Source organism: Nocardia sp. IFM 10818 (assembly GCF_054655275.1).
The window spans coordinates 3,619,616-3,634,671 of the sequence record NZ_BAAHJH010000001.1; the positions used below are offsets into that span (position 1 = coordinate 3,619,616).

At 69.3% G+C, this 15,056-nt stretch carries 10 protein-coding genes and 1 pseudogene; 6 read left to right on the forward strand and 5 right to left on the reverse strand.

Annotation, left to right across the window (positions count from 1 at the left end):
- Window positions 1–145: 145 nt before the first annotated feature.
- Both ACYQ5L_RS16595 and ACYQ5L_RS16600 read left to right on the forward strand, forming a co-directional pair.
- Window positions 146–1,402: a PucR family transcriptional regulator gene (locus ACYQ5L_RS16595; RefSeq protein WP_459958557.1), complete on the forward strand. Its 1,257-nt coding sequence runs from the start codon at window positions 146–148 to the stop codon at window positions 1,400–1,402.
- A gap of 133 nt (window positions 1,403–1,535) precedes the next feature.
- Window positions 1,536–2,780: a PucR family transcriptional regulator gene (locus ACYQ5L_RS16600; protein WP_459958558.1), complete on the forward strand. Its 1,245-nt coding sequence runs from the start codon at window positions 1,536–1,538 to the stop codon at window positions 2,778–2,780.
- Between the two features lie 335 nt (window positions 2,781–3,115).
- Here ACYQ5L_RS16600 and ACYQ5L_RS16605 read toward each other — a convergent pair whose 3' ends face one another.
- Window positions 3,116–4,126: an FAS1-like dehydratase domain-containing protein gene (locus ACYQ5L_RS16605; RefSeq protein WP_459958561.1), complete on the reverse strand. Its 1,011-nt coding sequence runs from the start codon at window positions 4,124–4,126 to the stop codon at window positions 3,116–3,118.
- 243 nt (window positions 4,127–4,369) lie between these two features.
- Between ACYQ5L_RS16605 and ACYQ5L_RS16610 the strand changes: the two genes are divergently transcribed.
- Window positions 4,370–5,575, forward strand: coding sequence for an esterase/lipase family protein (locus tag ACYQ5L_RS16610; protein ID WP_459958564.1), 1,206 nt, complete (start codon window positions 4,370–4,372; stop codon window positions 5,573–5,575).
- Here ACYQ5L_RS16610 and ACYQ5L_RS16615 read toward each other — a convergent pair.
- Both ACYQ5L_RS16615 and ACYQ5L_RS16620 read right to left on the reverse strand, forming a co-directional pair.
- Window positions 5,538–6,215, reverse strand: a complete 678-nt coding sequence (locus tag ACYQ5L_RS16615) for a TetR/AcrR family transcriptional regulator (RefSeq protein ID WP_459958567.1) — start codon at window positions 6,213–6,215, stop codon at window positions 5,538–5,540. The genes ACYQ5L_RS16610 and ACYQ5L_RS16615 overlap by 38 nt on opposite strands.
- A 359-nt stretch (window positions 6,216–6,574) precedes the next feature.
- Window positions 6,575–6,937 carry a DUF1304 domain-containing protein gene (locus ACYQ5L_RS16620; protein WP_459958569.1) on the reverse strand — a complete coding sequence of 121 codons (363 nt, stop codon included), beginning with the start codon at window positions 6,935–6,937 and terminating at the stop codon, window positions 6,575–6,577.
- A 173-nt stretch (window positions 6,938–7,110) separates the two neighbouring features.
- On the opposite strand from ACYQ5L_RS16620, the gene ACYQ5L_RS16625 reads away from it, so the two are divergent.
- Window positions 7,111–7,674 (forward strand): TetR family transcriptional regulator, encoded by a 564-nt coding sequence (locus ACYQ5L_RS16625; RefSeq protein ID WP_459958572.1) that lies wholly within the window; start codon window positions 7,111–7,113, stop codon window positions 7,672–7,674.
- Between the two features lie 7 nt (window positions 7,675–7,681).
- A pseudogene (locus ACYQ5L_RS16630) lies at window positions 7,682–8,833 on the forward strand (NADH:flavin oxidoreductase); the annotation flags it as partial.
- A gap of 11 nt (window positions 8,834–8,844) precedes the next feature.
- Here the strand turns inward: ACYQ5L_RS16630 and ACYQ5L_RS16635 are convergent.
- A complete protein-coding gene (locus tag ACYQ5L_RS16635) occupies window positions 8,845–9,609 on the reverse strand; it encodes an SDR family oxidoreductase (protein WP_459958575.1) in 765 nt (254 codons plus the stop codon).
- Window positions 9,610–10,071: 462 nt separating this feature from the next.
- On the opposite strand from ACYQ5L_RS16635, the gene ACYQ5L_RS16640 reads away from it, so the two are divergent.
- On the forward strand, window positions 10,072–10,359 hold the full coding sequence (locus tag ACYQ5L_RS16640) for a hypothetical protein (RefSeq protein WP_459958579.1): 288 nt from the start codon (window positions 10,072–10,074) through the stop codon (window positions 10,357–10,359).
- Between the two features lie 126 nt (window positions 10,360–10,485).
- Here ACYQ5L_RS16640 and ACYQ5L_RS16645 read toward each other — a convergent pair whose 3' ends face one another.
- On the reverse strand, window positions 10,486–15,045 hold the full coding sequence (locus ACYQ5L_RS16645) for an amino acid adenylation domain-containing protein (RefSeq protein WP_459958582.1): 4,560 nt from the start codon (window positions 15,043–15,045) through the stop codon (window positions 10,486–10,488).
- Window positions 15,046–15,056 lie beyond the last annotated feature (11 nt).

Genomic DNA, 15,056 nt, shown 5'->3' on the forward strand with positions numbered 1-15,056 from the left:
TGCGATCGATGGCTCATCCGCTGGCCACCACCATGATTCGCGGTCCTCGGCCCGCCCGCCAAAGAGGAGTAGAAGATGAGCGGTTGATCACTTTAGAGTTCGATCACCGTCAATACCGCAGCAATCGGGCGGAAGGGAGTCGACGATGACAACCAATGGGGCAACTCGGGCGGGGCTCACCGTCTCCGGAAAGCCGATGTCCACACCTCTGCAGGATGTCCGGACGGTGTCGCGTCGCATGGTCGGCCACTTCGTCGACAATGTGATCCCGTGCGGCACCCTGCCCGGTGACATCATCTCCGGCGACGTCACCGCCGTGACCCGGCTGTGCCTGGAATTGTCGGTCGGCATGCTCGACGGGCACGATATTCCGGCCACGACCGACCGGCTCGCCGCGGCCGCCGCCGGCTGGGCCCGCGAGGGCGTGCCGATCGACACGATCCTGCATTCCATTCACGAGGGCTTCAAGGTCGGCATGGATCTCATCGTCGCGGACGCGACAGCGCAGGATCACAAGAACTTGATCGACGGCGCGAAACTGGTGATCGAACTGCTCGACACCATGAGCGCGACGGTCGCCCGCGCCTACGTCCGCGAGCACAAGGCGGTGGTGAGCGAGCATCACACGGCCGTGCACACGCTGACCTCCGCGCTGCTGGGCGGCTATCCCACCTCGACCATGGCCCGCGAATGCGGAATCGCCCTCGCCGAGCAGTATTTCGTACTGGCGCTGGATATCCCGAAGCATCCGGACGAGCGGCATCCGATGCTCGACGGCAAGGTCGTCGCCCGCCGCAAACTGCGCCGCCTGCAGGCCGAACTCGCCACCCAATGCGAGGAGAGCGCGCTCGCCCTGCTCAGCGTTGACGGCGGGACGATCCTCATCCCGGCGTCGGCGGAGGGCGACGCGCATCTGGACGAGCTCGTCGCCGGGCTGTCGGCGGCCGCGCGCGTGCCCGTGACCGCGACGGTGGTGACCGCGACGGTGGCCGAGGTGCCCGGCGCCGCCGATCGCGCCCACGAACTGCTCGATATGGTGCAGCGCCTGCGGTGCGTGCCCGGCGTGTACCGCTTCGCCGATCTGGCCCTCGAATACCAGCTGACCCGGCCGGGACCGGGCCGCGAAACCCTCGGCTCACTGCTGGATCCGCTCGATGCGCACCCGGAGCTGCTGCAAACCCTGCGCAGCCATATCAGCAACAACCTCAATCGCCAGCGCACCGCCCGGACCCTGCACATCCACACCAATACCGTCGACTATCGGCTGCGGCGCATCGGCCGGCTCACCGGCCTCGACCCCACCGCGACATCCGGTCTGTGGCAACTGCGTTCGGCGCTCATCGCCCGCTCGTTCAACGAGGCGCACACGGCCGGCGAGGACGAGCGGCCCGACTCCGCGTGATCGTATTCGGCAGCGTCACAGCGGGATGCGCCGGATTCTGTGAGTTGTACGAAGATCGCCGCGACGCTCCCGGCACGGCCGGTCCGGCTCCTAGCGTGAGGCCACCGCGCACCTGCTGACAGGAGCATGACCGATGAGCCAGCCCAGCGTGCCTGCCGTCGCGGCGACCGCGCCATCCGCCGCCGATCGGCCGCGCCCGCGATCCGGTGATGACGCCTTCGCCGCGAAACTCGTCGAGCATCTCGCGGGATTCGGCGCCGACCGGCCGATGTTCGGCGAATTGGACGCCCGCATCCGGGAATGCCTGGCGCCGGCGGCCCGCGCGGTGTGCGCGCCGGATCCGCGCGATACCGAATGGCTCATGGAACTCGCCGAGGCGGCGGCCACATGGGCGCGCGAGGGGGTGGAGCTCGACCGCGTGCTGCTGGAATACCACGAGGCCATCCGCGGTGGCCTGGAACTGGCGGCCGGGCAGCATCCGGGCGAGGGCGGTGTGCCGGTGAGCCAGGCGGAGACGCTGCTGCGGCTGCTGCAGACGGTGACCGTGGCGACGACCGCCGCCTTCGTCGACGAATACCGATTCGTGGCGCGCGAACACCAAACGGCCGCACAGACTCTGGTGGCCGCGCTGCTGAGCGGGCACAGCCGCTCGGCGCTGGCCAGGCAGGCGGGCATCGCCATTGCCGCGACGTATCAGGTGGTGGCGCTGAGCATTCCGGCGCCGCCGATCACCGACGATCCGCGGGCGAATGTGGAAACCGAAGCGCTGCGCCGGTTGCGGCGACTGCAATCGGCGTTCGCTCCGGTGCTGGGCTCCCGCGCGCTGTCCCTGCTGACGACGGCGGGCGGAACCATCCTGGTACCGTGCGACGCCGCCGCGGGACGGGAACTCGGCGATGTGTTCGCCATGGACGCGGACGCGCTGCGCTCGCTGTCCGAGGCGGCGGCCGCGCCGCTCACCGCCGTGGTCCTCTCCGGTCCGGCCGACCACATCCCGGAGCTGGCGACGCGCGCGCACGAATTGCTCGACCTCGTGCGCGCCCTGGACCGCCCACCCGGGGTCTACCGCATGGCGGATCTGGCGGTCGAGTATCAGCTGACCACGCCCGGACCCGCCCGTGATCACCTGGCCGGGCTGCTCACCCCGATCCAGGCGGCTCCGCGCCTGTTCAGCACGCTGCGCGCCTTCCTGGCCAGCGGCCTGGACCGCATGGAGACCGCGCGCCGGCTCGGCGTGCACCCCAATAGCGTCACGCACCGCCTGCGCCGCATCCACCGGCTCACCGGACTGGATCTCGGCTGCCCCGAGGGAATCTCCCTGGCCCGCGCGGCCCTGCTGATGCGCACGCTCGACCTGCCCGGCGCCGAGCACGCCTGATCCGGCGCCACCCTGTGCGGGCAAGCAATGACCGACTCACTGACCGACGAAACCATTCCGCGCGAATTGAATCCGGTCGCCGGAACGCAACTCGACGACCACCTGCGCACGGTACGACCTGCGCCAGCGCGTGGACATCGTGCTGCGGCCGGTGCTGCGGTCCTGGAACGTCTTCGAGCGCTCCGACCTGACCGGCGACGGGGGCGCGGGCTCGGGAGGAATTGCACGCGTACCTCGAGCGACCGGAGGTGCGGGCCCGCAGATTCGAGGACGGCGCGACCGCGCACTCGCCCGCGACGAGGCGCGCGACGGCCGCGGGCCGAGGGTTCCGCCGCTCAGCCCCGCCGGGTGGTCGCCGCGAAACTCACTTCGGCGCTCGCGTAGCCGAAAAGATTGCGCCCCTGCGATTTCGCGGTGACCGCGATGGTCGCGGTGTGGCGGCGGCGATCACAGGCGATGACCCGGCCGCTGAACTCGAGCTCGGCCCCGTCGACCGGCGGCACCGCCAGATAGTGCACCTGGTTGGCGAATTCGGCGCGATACTTCGTCACCGCGGCCGGATCGCTGGTCCACGAGGTGAGATAGCCGGTGGTGAGCGCCAGCACCAGCAGACCGGGCGCGATGAGCGCGGGCCGACCGGCGGTGCGCGGGTCCGCGACCGCATCCTCGATCGGATCACCCACCACGCGTGCGTAATTCACCAGATCCCGGGCGGTCAGCGTGGCGCTCGCGGCGGGTAGCACGGCATTCACGGCGAGCCGGTCGAACTCGACGCGGGTGTGCGGGTGGCGGCGTTGCCGGACCGGTGTGGCCGCGGCGTCGGCCATCGTGACGAAACCCGGTGGGGCGAGCGGAATCCGCTCGGCGGCGTCCCGGTGCGAGCCGGTGTGCGCGAGCAGGGCGGTGGACCCCGTCTGCACCGGCGCTCCGTGCTGATCGCTGAGCACCCCGGTGACGGTGATGACATCGAAGGAATGGAAGTGCCGGAACGACTCTACGTACACATCGCAGGTCAGCACGTCCCCGGCGAGCAGCGGCCGCCCGATGTCGAGGGTCTGGTCGACGTGCACGATCCGATCCAGGAGATACCCGGTGGTCAGCGTCTCCAGGATATCCCGGCGTGCCTGCTGCCAGATCAGCGCCGCGAACGTGGGCGGCGCCACCACCGCGTCGAATCCCAGTCGCGCCGCGGCGCCTTCGTCCCAGTGCGCCGGATGGTAGGCCTGTACGGCGCGGGCGAATTCCCGAATGCGCTCGCGCTCCACCCGGAACGGCGCCGCACACCGGTAACGCCGGCCGATCAATGCGCGCGCCCGATCGGCCGCGGTCGGCAGGATACTGGTCATTGTCGCGTCCTTTCGGCGTAGTCGGTCAATGATCGATCGGATTGCCGACGGTCCGGGTTGTTCATTCTCTGCTCTGTATTTCTCACCGTATGCCCGAGGCGAATTGGTGAGGTCTGCCAGAGTCCGTGCGAGCGCCTTATGCGATATCCCGGGCAGTTCTAGCGTGAGCGCAGTTTCGGATGCCGAAATTGCTTGCCGGGCAGCCGAAATCGAATCCACAACAGGCTGCGTGAAAGGCATGAAATGCGACGGAGAACCCGCTGCGGGACAGTGAAAGCGGCGGTGCTGACCGGGGTTTCGGTACTGGCCGTCGGCCTCGGCAGCCAGGTCGCCGGGGCCGCCCCCGAATCCGCGCCCACCGAACAGCAATTGGCCGACTACATCGCGGCCGGCCGGAAAGCCGGACCGGTCGCCGGCTCCGGCAGCGCGGGTTCCGGATCGGCGTGCACCTCGGGCAGCGGCGCGGGATCGGGCAATGGATCCGGCGACTGCTACGGCGGTTCCGGCTCGAGCTCGGGCTCCTCGGGCGGCTACGCCTCCGACACCGTGGGCCGGGGACCGGTCATGACCTCCTGGCTCGCGGCCTTCGGCTACGGCCTGCTCAACCCGGACGCCACGCCGCCGGGGGCGAACGACTGGAACTGCAAGCCGACGCCGGAGCATCCCCGGCCCGTCGTGCTGGTGCACGGCACCTGGATGAACGCCTTCAACGGATTCGCGTACATGGGTCAGCCCATCAAGGACGCGGGCTTCTGCACGTTCACGCTGAACTACGGCCGCGCCAACCTGATCGAGGGCGGCGGTGTGGGCTCGGTGCTACCGGGCACCATGGGCACCGGCTATATCCAGGACTCGGCGAAACAGCTGGCCGACTTCGTCGATCGGGTGCTGGCGGCGACGGGCGCCGCGGAGGTCGACATCGTCGCCCACTCCCAGGGCGGCTCGATGTCGAACTGGTACACCAAGTTCGAAGGCGGCGCGGCCAAGGTCGGGCAGCTGATCACCTACGGCGCCACCCATCACGGCACCTCGCTGGTGGGCATCGGGGCGCTGGGCCGGGCGATCAACAATCTCGGCATCGACATCCTCGGCTTCATCGAGATCTTCGTGGGCCATGCGGGAATCCAGCAGACCGTCGGCTCGGATTTCGTGAACCGGCTGAACGCCGCGGGCGATACCGTCGCCGGGGTCGACTACACCTCCGTCGCCACCCGCTACGACGAGGTCACCAATCCCTACGACCTGACCTTCCTGAAGGCGGGCCCGGGCGCCACGGTGCAGAACATCCTGCTGCAGGACGGCTGCGAAACCGATGTCTCCGATCACCTGACGATGATGTACTCCCCACGCGCGCTGTCGATCGCGCTGCGGGCGCTGGATCCGGTCCGGTTCCCGAACCTGGAGTGCACCTTCAATCCCTGGCTGGTGGGTGGAGGGGGGTCGCTGTGAGATGAGAAGCCCGGACCTCGGCCTCGAGCCACGCACCCATCATCTGTGCGGTCATGGCGATGGCCTCCCGGCGTTCCGGATCGTCGACCTCCGGCACCGAAGCCCGCAGCACGGCGGCGAAGCCGGTATTGACCAGCACGAAGGTCATCATGTCGTAGCGATGATCGTCCCCGGGGCCGAGGATCTGGATGAGCAGGACCTTGACCAGCAGCCGCAGCCGCGGCTCGAATTCGGGAATGCCGCTGCTGTAGAACTGCACCCCCGCGATCAGCGCGCGCACCAGCTTCGCATTGGCGACCAGTTCCTCGGTGAACACCTCCAGGATCTCGGTGACCAGCTCCGGCACCCGGTCGAGCAGTTCCGGGATCGATTGCTGCGGGCGGGTCGACATCCAGTGGGTGAAGCGCTGTTCGGCGCTGACCAGCATGCGTTCGAGCAGTTCGTCGACAATGACCGCGCGGTCCGGGAAGTACCGGTAGACCGTGCCGATGCTCACGCCCGCCTCGGCCGCGATCCGGTTGGTGGAGGTCTCGGCGATGCCGCGCTCGCCGAACACCCGGGCCGCGGTGGCGAGGACGTGGTCGCGGGTCGCCTGGGCGCGCTGCTGGGTCGGGTGACGGCGGCGAGTCCTCGGCGGCATCACGGCCTCCTGCGGTGAAACGAGCGGTGCGAATCTGAGGTGCCGACGATCGTCGCACTGCCGCGTGTGGCCGCGCCACGGAATGCGGGGGAGCCGCGTGTGGTCGTCGGCCGGGCCGCCCGCCATCGGCCATGCGGCCGCGCCGCCGGTCCGCGCATCGACCCCGGCGAGCGGCCGCATTCGCCGTGACCGCGGCGACGGGCGCCGCGGCTACGACTGTCCGTGCCGCCCGCCTGATTCGAGCAGCCTCGACGACGATCGATCGTAGTTGTACCGCAAGGGATTTCGATCAACGGGAGCCAAGACTCGCACCTTCCACAAACGCGGGCCCACGCGCCTGTGAAGCTCCCCAAAACGTGCTATCCGGCCAGCAGCACCGCGGCGAGTGTGAGCGCACCGGGCAGGGCCTGCGCCACCAGAATCCGGCGGCTCGCGGTCGCCGCGCCGTACAACCCGGCGACCACCACGCACGCGGAGAAGAAGATCTGCGCGGCGCGGCCGACCGGATCGGCGGCGATCAACCCCCAGATCAGGCCCGCCGCGAGGAATCCGTTGTAGAGGCCCTGATTGGCCGCCATGACCTTGGACTCCTCGGCGAATTCCACCGTGGTGCCGAAGGTGGCCCGGACCCGCGGCGTGGTCCACAGGAACATCTCCATCACCAGGATGTAGAGGTGAAGCGCGGCAAGCAGCCCGACCAGTATTTCGGCAACGACTCGCATGATCGCGCACCTTTCGTCTCGGCCCGGCTCGCAGGGCCGCTGGTTGATCTCGACAGCTTCGCCGATTGGTCCGCGGATCGCCGTCAGGCGCGCGGGGGGTAGGTGCCGGGCAGGCTGGTCAGAAATTCAATCAATGATTGAATCATTGATTGAGACGTGGTTCACTGAACGGCATGCCGGACCGGATCTCCCTCGATACCCGTGAGCGGCTGCTGGCCGCCGCCGAGCGGCTGCTGCTGACGCGCTCCTACGACGAGGTGTCGGTGCGCGGCGTGTGCACCGAGGCCGGGGCGAATCCCGCCGCGGTGCACTATCACTTCGGGTCGAAGGACGCGCTGGTCGGGGCTTTGCTGGAGGACCGGCTCGGGCCGCTGTGGGCCGAGCGGCTGGCGGCGGTGACGGCCGAGCGGGCGCGGGTGCCCGCGATCGTCGACGCGGTGATCGAACCGTTCGTGGAACTGGCCGGCGATCCGATCGGGCGGCTGCATCTGCGGCTGCTGGCCGGGTTCGTGCTCGGCCGGCACGCGACCAGCTGGCAGCAGCCGTGGTTCCGCCTGGATTCCTGGGTGCCGCTGCTGCCGGAGCTGAGCAAACAGGAGAGCCGGCGGCGCTGGCAGCTGGCCTTCGACCTGATCATCACGCGGTTCGGCAGCGCGGAGCGGGAGGTGTCGGAGCCGGCGGTCGAATCGCTGAAGGCCTTCGTGATCGCCGGGCTCTCCGCGCCCGAACGAGAGTAGGGAACGCATGAACGACGACGTCTTCGCCCCGGCACGGCTGGGCCCGATCACCGTGCGCAACAGGGTGATCAAGGCGGCGACCTTCGAAGGCCGCACCCCCGACGCGCTGGTCACCGACGAACTCATCCACTTCCACCGCGAGGTGGCGGCAGGCGGCGTCGGTATGACCACGGTCGCCTACTGCGCGGTCGCCCCCGACGGCCGCACCGACCGCCATCAAATCTGGATGCGCCCGGAAGCCGTACCGGGACTTCGTCGACTGACCGACGCCGTGCACGCCGAGGGCGCGGCGGCCAGCGCGCAGATCGGCCACGCCGGACCGGTCGCCAATGCGGCCTCCAATCGTCTTCCCGCCCTTGCCCCGAGCCGCATGTTCAGCCCACTCGGCATGCGCCCCATGCGAGTTCCCACCGAACCCGAGATCGCCGACCTCGTCGAAGCCCACGCCGCAGCCGCCCGCCTGGCCGCCGACAGCGGCTTCGACGCCATCGAAATCCATTTCGGCCACAACTATCTGGCCAGCTCATTCCTGAGCCCCCTGCTCAACCGCCGCACCGACGGCTACGGCGGCTCACCCGCCGCCCGCGCCCGCTTCCCCCGCGAGATCGCCCGCGCCGTCCGCGCCGCGGTAGGGAACCGCCTGGCCGTCATCGCGAAACTCAATATGGAAGACGGCATTCGGGGCGGCCTGACCGTCCCCGAATCCCTGCGCGTGGCCGCCTGGCTGGAGTCCGACGGCGCGCTCGACGCCCTCGAACTCACCGCCGGCAGCTCCCTGCTCAACCCGATGCTGCTCTTCCACGGCGAGGCCCCCCGCCGTGAATTCGCGAAAGTCCTTCCCCCCGCGGCCCGCTGGGGCTTCCGCGCCGCCGGCCGCGCCTTCCTGAAGGAGTACCCCTACCGCGACGCCTACCTCCTCGAACGCGCCCGCCACTTCCGCCGCGAACTGTCCATGCCACTGATCCTCCTCGGCGGCATCACCGACCTGGACAGCATGCGCCTGGCCCGCATCGAAGGCTTCGACTTCGTGGCCATGGCCCGCGCCCTCCTCCGCGAACCGAACCTCCTGCACCGCATCCGATCCGACGCGACCACCCGCTCCGCCTGCGTCCACTGCAACCAGTGCATGCCCACCATCTACACCGGCACCCGCTGTATCTTCCGCCTGGATCAAATGCCCCCCGTAGCCAGCAACCCCCCATCCACCCGCACCGTCTCCCCGGTGATCCACCCCGCCGCATCCGAAGCCAGGAACCCCACCAACGCCGCCACATCCTCCGGCGACCCCAACCGCTTCATCGGATAAGCATTCGCCGCCGCCTCCTCATCCGCCGAATACAGCGCATCCGCGAACTTGGTCTTGACAACCCCGGGCGCGACGGCATTGACCCGAATCCTCGGTCCCAACTGCCACGCAAGCTCCTCGGTCAGCCGAATAAGCGCAGCCTTCGACGCCCCATAGGCGGCAATCACCCCCGTAGACCGGATCCCGGCAACGCTCGCCAGATTAATGACGGACCCGCCGTTATCCCGCATCCAAGCCTTGTACGCCTCCTGGATATACCCGAGCGCCGCAACAACATTCACATCGAAGATCTTCCGCACCGCCTCCAGATCCGCATCCATCAACGACCCGTAAACCGGATTGATCCCCGTGTTGTTGATCAAAATATCCAACGACCCGAACTCCGCCACCGCAGCAGCCACCTGCTCGGCCCGAGCCCCCGCATCCCCGGAATTCCCCGCCACCGCGACAACCTTCCCCGGATGCCCCAGCCCCCGCAGCCGCTCAGCCGCCTCCGCCAACGGCTCCGGCTTCCGGGCCGTGATCAACACACTGGCCCCCCGTCCCAGCAGCTCCGCCGCCACCGCAAACCCGATACCCCGGCTCGCGCCACTGACCAGCGCGCCCTTGCCCTTCAGATCATCGCTCATGTGACGGCACGCTACTTCAGTCACAGAAAAGGGTCGAATCTGCCCCAAATCGGGGTCCGTGCCTCTCCGCCGCCATGACAATCCGGACACACGACCAGCCGCGCCGTCGGGCGGCCGGATACTCCGCTGCGGAACATATTGTTGCTCAGCATATTTCGCACAACGCATCAGCGGTTGGTGACCTACGCCCGACGCAACCGATCATGTGATGGGCATCTCAATACCCTGGCGTCGAGAACCGGGAGCGTGTCAGCCTAACCGCGATTTGCTGAAAAGTTGCTGAATGTGGGGTTGGTTGCGTGAGGATGATTCCACCGGCGGTCACAGACCGGCTGCGCCGTCTACGCCTCCAACGGCGTAACCCCGGGCCCGGGGCTGTCGATCGGCCCGAACGCCTCGGTCACCATCTCCCACGCTTTTGCTGTCCGCTGTAGTGCGCTTGTTCAGGAAGGTCCGACGCCGATGACCGATACCACTCCCGCCGCCGAAACCGTCGCCCCACCGCGTGCCGACGCCGCGCCGCAACCGTTGAACCCGACCGTCGTCGCGGTCGGCGGGCTCGTCCTCGGATTGGTGTTGCTGATCGTGGCGTTCGCCAACCTGAACCGGATGCCCGGCTGGGCCGACGACTACGGCGCGATCCTGGTCTACCTGGCGCTCTTCCTCTACATGTCCCTCGCCGGACGACTCACCTGGTGGGCCGTCGACACCCTGCGCGACCAGACCGCCAACCGCCGGAACCGCCGATGAGAGTCCGCCTCGCCCGCGGCGCGCCTCCTGGAAGCCGCGGTCGGTCCGCCACAGCCGCTGTCACGATAGGTCCGGCTGTTCTGCGACTGTGGCGGACTGCCGTGGCGAACCTCCCGGGTCGCGTGGTCATGCTCTCGGATCTGGTCGGGGGGAGGTGATGGATCGGGCCAGGGCTGAGAGGACGGTTGTCCAGTCGTTGGCCAGGTGTTGGATGTCGGCGGGGTCGAGGAGGGTTTCGGGGAAGCGGAGTTCGGCGACCAGGGCGCCGTCCAGGACGATGGCGGTGATGTCGAGAGGGGCGGCAACGGTGAGGTCGGGGTCGGGCATGGCGTTGTAGAAGGATTCGGTTATCTGGGTCCAGGGGGCGGAGGAGTTCGTGCCGGTGCGGATCTGGCCCAGGTAGTTGAAACAGATTTGGCCGGGCATGGCGGTGGGGAGGTGGCGGGCGGTGTCGGGGTTGAGATAGCGGAGCAGGGGGTAGCCGATGCCCTTGTCGGGGATTGCGTGGAGGCGTCTGCGGACGCCGGCTACGACCGTTGCGATTTCCGGCCCTCCCGCGGCGGCGGCAGCGATGTCGATAGTGGAGAGGTCGACGCGCATGGGGAACATGGTGTTGAACCAGCCGACGGTGCGGGACAGGTCGGCTCCGGCGATCTGCTCCTCGCGGCCGTGGCCGACCAGCCGGAGCAGCACGGATGGGATGTCGCGGTGGTAGCGGCGATGCCATTGGGCCACGGCCACTCCCAGGGTGGCCATGAGGACCTCGCTGACTTCGGCGTCGAGGGCGGCGGGGACCTCGCCGAGGATGGCTGCGGTCACCCGGGGGTCGACTCCCGCGTGGACTCGGCTGCATCGGGAGGTGATGTCGATCGCGGGGTTCAGGGGGCGGAGGCCGGGGAGGGGGTCGGGGCCGTCGAGCATCGACTGCCACATGGGTAGTTCGGCGGTGCGGGCGGGGGAGCGGGCCTCGGTTTCCAGGGCGTGCATCCAGGTGCGCATGGAGGTGCCTGCCGCGTCCAGCACCGGTGTGGCTCCCGCCGCTACCTGCGACCAGGCCGCCGCCAATTCCTCGATGACGATCCGTGCGGACACCCCGTCGAGCACCAGGTGGTGGGCGACCAGCAGCAGCCTGCCGGGGCGCTCGGGGCCGCTGTCGAGCCAGACTGCGCGCAGGACCGCGCCCGTGTGCGGATCCAGTTCGGCCACAGCCGATTCCCATACCTCGCCGAGGGGCGCCGAATCGTCGCCCACCGTCACCTGGCGCAGCAGGGCGGCCGCGTCCACCGATCCGGGCGGATCCGCGATGAGCCGCCAGTCCGGCCGGGCCCCGGTCCCGGTGCGGCGCAGGCGGGCGCGCAGCATGTCGTGCCGGTCCAGCACCGCCTGCAGGGTGGCTGTCAGGCCCGCACGGTCGATACCGCCCGGCAGCCGCACCAGGACCGAGAGGTGGAAGCGGTCGATGCTGCCGCCCAGGTCCATCAGCCAACGCGCCACCGGCGCCAGCGCCATGTCTCCGACACCGCCGCCGGTGATTTCGGCCAGCGCCGGGGCGGTGTCGCCTTCGGAGGTCACCTGCGCCAGGGCCGCCGCGGTCCGCTGTTCGAGCACATCGCGCGGGGTGAATGTCAGTCCGCGGGCACGAGCTCGTGCCACCACCCGGGTGGACAGAATGCTGTCGCCGCCCAGAGCGAAGAAGTCGTCGTCCACGCCGACCCGGTCGATTCCCAGCACGTCGGCGAAAACCGCGCACAGCGCCCCTTGCACGGGACCGGCGGGGGCGCGATAGGCGACGCGCTCGGTCTTCGGCGCGGGCAGGGCCGCTCGATTCAGCTTGCCGTTCGCCGTCACGGGCCACTCGGCCAGTTCGACGAAGTGCGCCGGAACCATATACGGCGGCAAGCGATCCACCGCGAATTCGCGGAGCGCCTCCGGCAGCGGCGCGGATCCGAGGCTGTTCGCGGCCGGCGCGACGGGCAGGATGTAGCAGATCAGCTGGGCGTCCCGCTCTCGATCCGGACGGTGCGCGATGACCACGGCCCGGTCCACCGCCTCGTGATCGGACAGTACGGCCTCGATCTCGCCGGGCTCGATGCGCACTCCGTGTATCTTCACCTGGAAGTCCGTGCGCCCCAAGTATTCCAGCGCGCCCGAGGATCCCCAGCGGACCAGGTCGCCGGTCCGGTACATGCGCTGATCGCGCTCGAAGGGGTTGGCGACGAAGCGATCCGCGGTCAGTCCCGGACGTTGCGCGTAGCCGCGCGCCAGTTGAATGCCCGACAGGTACAGCTCGCCGGGAACTCGGGGCGGCACCGGCCGCAACCAGGCGTCCAGGACGAAGGCACGGGTATCCGCCACCGGCGCGCCGATCGGCACCGGTTCGGAATCGGCGTCGCCGACGGGATGGAAGGTGACGTGGACTGTCGCCTCGGTGGGGCCGTACAGGTTGTGCACGGCGATCTGGCGCCCGCGCAGGCGGGCTGCCAGATCGGCGGGCAGGGCTTCGCCGGAGCAGAAGACCTGGCGCAGGGTGGGACAGGATTCGGGATCGGATTCGGTGAGGAAGACCGCCAGCACCGCGGGGACGAAGTGTGCGAGCGTCACCCGCTCGGCGGCGATGAGTGCGGCCAGGTACAGCGGGTCGGCGTGCCGGTCCGGTTCGGCGATGACCAGTCGGGCACCGGACAGTATGGGCCACAACAGTTCCCAGATCGACACGTCGAAGGTGATCGGGGTCTTGTGCAGCATGACGTCGCCGGGCTCGACCGGATATTCGGTCTGGAACCAGCGGAGCTGGGCGGTGATCGAGGCGTGGGTCACCATGACGCCCTTGGGTTTTCCGGTCGATCCCGAGGTGAAGATGAGGTAGGCGAGGTCGTCGTGCCGGAGCGGCGCGATCCGTTCGGCGTCGCCGATCGGGGTGTCGGCGAAGTCGTGCAGGGCGAGGCGGTCGATCTCCACCGTGCGCACGGCCGCGGGCACCGCGGTGAGCGCCCGGTCCCGGGCGGTGGTCAGGATGCACAGCGGCCGCGCCGTCTCGGTCATGTACGCGATGCGCTCGGCCGGTAGGGCGGGATCCACCGGGAGGTATGCGCCACCGGCCGCCAGGACCGCGTACATGCCGGTCAGCAGATCGATCGAGCGGGTCATGGCGACTCCGGCCACGGTGCCCGGTCCCACCCCGTGCGCGATCAGATATCGCGCCAGGCGGTTCACCTGTCGAGCGAACTCGCCGTAGGTCAGGGATTCTCCCGCGTAGCGCAGCGCCACGGTGTCCGGGCACGCCGCCGCGCGCGCTGCGAACATGGCCGGCACGGTCGAGTCCGACGCCGGATCGGCCAGCGCGGCGCCGATGCCCTGGCTCAGCACCCGGCGTCGCTCGGCGGGGCCGAGCAGTTCGATACGGCCGAGAGGCGTGTCGCCGGGCAGCGTCAGGAACTCGGACACGAAGTGCAGGAGCCGATCCAGCCGCCGCCGGATATCGGGCTCGGTGTACAGGTCGGCATTACCGATGAGGTTCACCGAGATCGGCGCATCGGGGCCGGTGCGGTAGATGTCCATGTGCAGGCCCTCGGTGCGGCCCGCGGTGAGAATCTGGACTTTGCCGAGGGTTTCGCCGAATCGGATGGTGGTGTCGAAGAACAGCAGATCGACCGTCGGCCCGAAGACATCGCGATCACCCTGTGCCGCACCGGCATCCCGGCGAATATCCTCGTACCGGTAGCGGGAATGCCGCAGCGCCGTCGTCACTTCGGCGGTGGCGGCACGGATCAGCTCGTCGCGGGTCACCGGGAATCCGCAATCGAGTCCGACGGGCACGAGATTGGCGAGCATGCCGCCGGAGTGCCTCAGGGCCGCGGTGGTGCGCCGCGCGGTGGCCAGGGAGAGGACGCCGGTGCGCTCGCCCGTCATGGCCGCCTCGAATGCGCACAGCGCCGCCACCAGCACCCGGGCGATACTCGTACGAGCCTCGGCGGCCATGGTCTCCAGCCGGGTGCACAGTGCGGCGGGCAGGGCGCCGTGCGCTCGGATTTCCGGCCGCCCGGACTCCGCGGCGGTGACGCTGCTGGGCCGTCGCAGTTCGGTCAGGCGTCCGGACCAGTAGTCGCGGTCGGAGCGGAAGCGATCCGAGGCGCGATATCGGTTCTCCAGGTCCAGCAGGTCCTCGGCGGACACGCCGCCATAGGGCGCGGGTTCACGGCCCGCGACCAGTGCCGAATAGCGGTCGGCGATCCGCGTCGCCAGTCCCAGCCCGCCGACCCCGTCCAGCACCGCGTGATGCGAGCGCATGTACCAGAAGTAGTGCCCGACACCGACTTTCAGCAATGCCAGCGAGGTCAGCGGATTGTCGATCATGGCCAGCGGCGCGGTGTGGTCGCGGCGCATCCACCGGTGCGCCGCGGCGATCGGATCGGCGTCGGCGGTCAGGTCCAGCGAGCGCATGGGCGGGCCGATGGAATCGGCCAGCCATTGGAAGGGAATGCCGTCCCGTTCGCCGAATCGGATCAATCCGGTGCCGGTCGCGGTGAATTCGTCCGTACAGGCGCGCTCCAGCAGCGGGGCATCGACCGCGCCCGATATCTCGACGCAGAGCGCGACGGTGCCCGCGGAGCCGTCGGCCGGCGGCACGGCCAGCCACTGGCCCAGCTGGGCGCGGGTGAGAGCCAGTGTGGGACGAACGATTTCCACCGAAAGAACTC

Bases quoted from the DNA above. Each gene is read 5' to 3' on its own strand.
- ACYQ5L_RS16595 (WP_459958557.1), top strand. From the start codon at position 146: ATGACAACCAATGGGGCAACTCGGGCGGGGCTCACCGTCTCCGGAAAG.
- ACYQ5L_RS16600 (WP_459958558.1), top strand. From the start codon at position 1,536: ATGAGCCAGCCCAGCGTGCCTGCCGTCGCGGCGACCGCGCCATCCGCC.
- ACYQ5L_RS16605 (WP_459958561.1), bottom strand. From the start codon at position 4,126: ATGACCAGTATCCTGCCGACCGCGGCCGATCGGGCGCGCGCATTGATC.
- ACYQ5L_RS16610 (WP_459958564.1), top strand. From the start codon at position 4,370: ATGCGACGGAGAACCCGCTGCGGGACAGTGAAAGCGGCGGTGCTGACC.
- ACYQ5L_RS16615 (WP_459958567.1), bottom strand. From the start codon at position 6,215: ATGCCGCCGAGGACTCGCCGCCGTCACCCGACCCAGCAGCGCGCCCAG.
- ACYQ5L_RS16620 (WP_459958569.1), bottom strand. From the start codon at position 6,937: ATGCGAGTCGTTGCCGAAATACTGGTCGGGCTGCTTGCCGCGCTTCAC.
- ACYQ5L_RS16625 (WP_459958572.1), top strand. From the start codon at position 7,111: ATGCCGGACCGGATCTCCCTCGATACCCGTGAGCGGCTGCTGGCCGCC.
- ACYQ5L_RS16635 (WP_459958575.1), bottom strand. From the start codon at position 9,609: ATGAGCGATGATCTGAAGGGCAAGGGCGCGCTGGTCAGTGGCGCGAGC.
- ACYQ5L_RS16640 (WP_459958579.1), top strand. From the start codon at position 10,072: ATGACCGATACCACTCCCGCCGCCGAAACCGTCGCCCCACCGCGTGCC.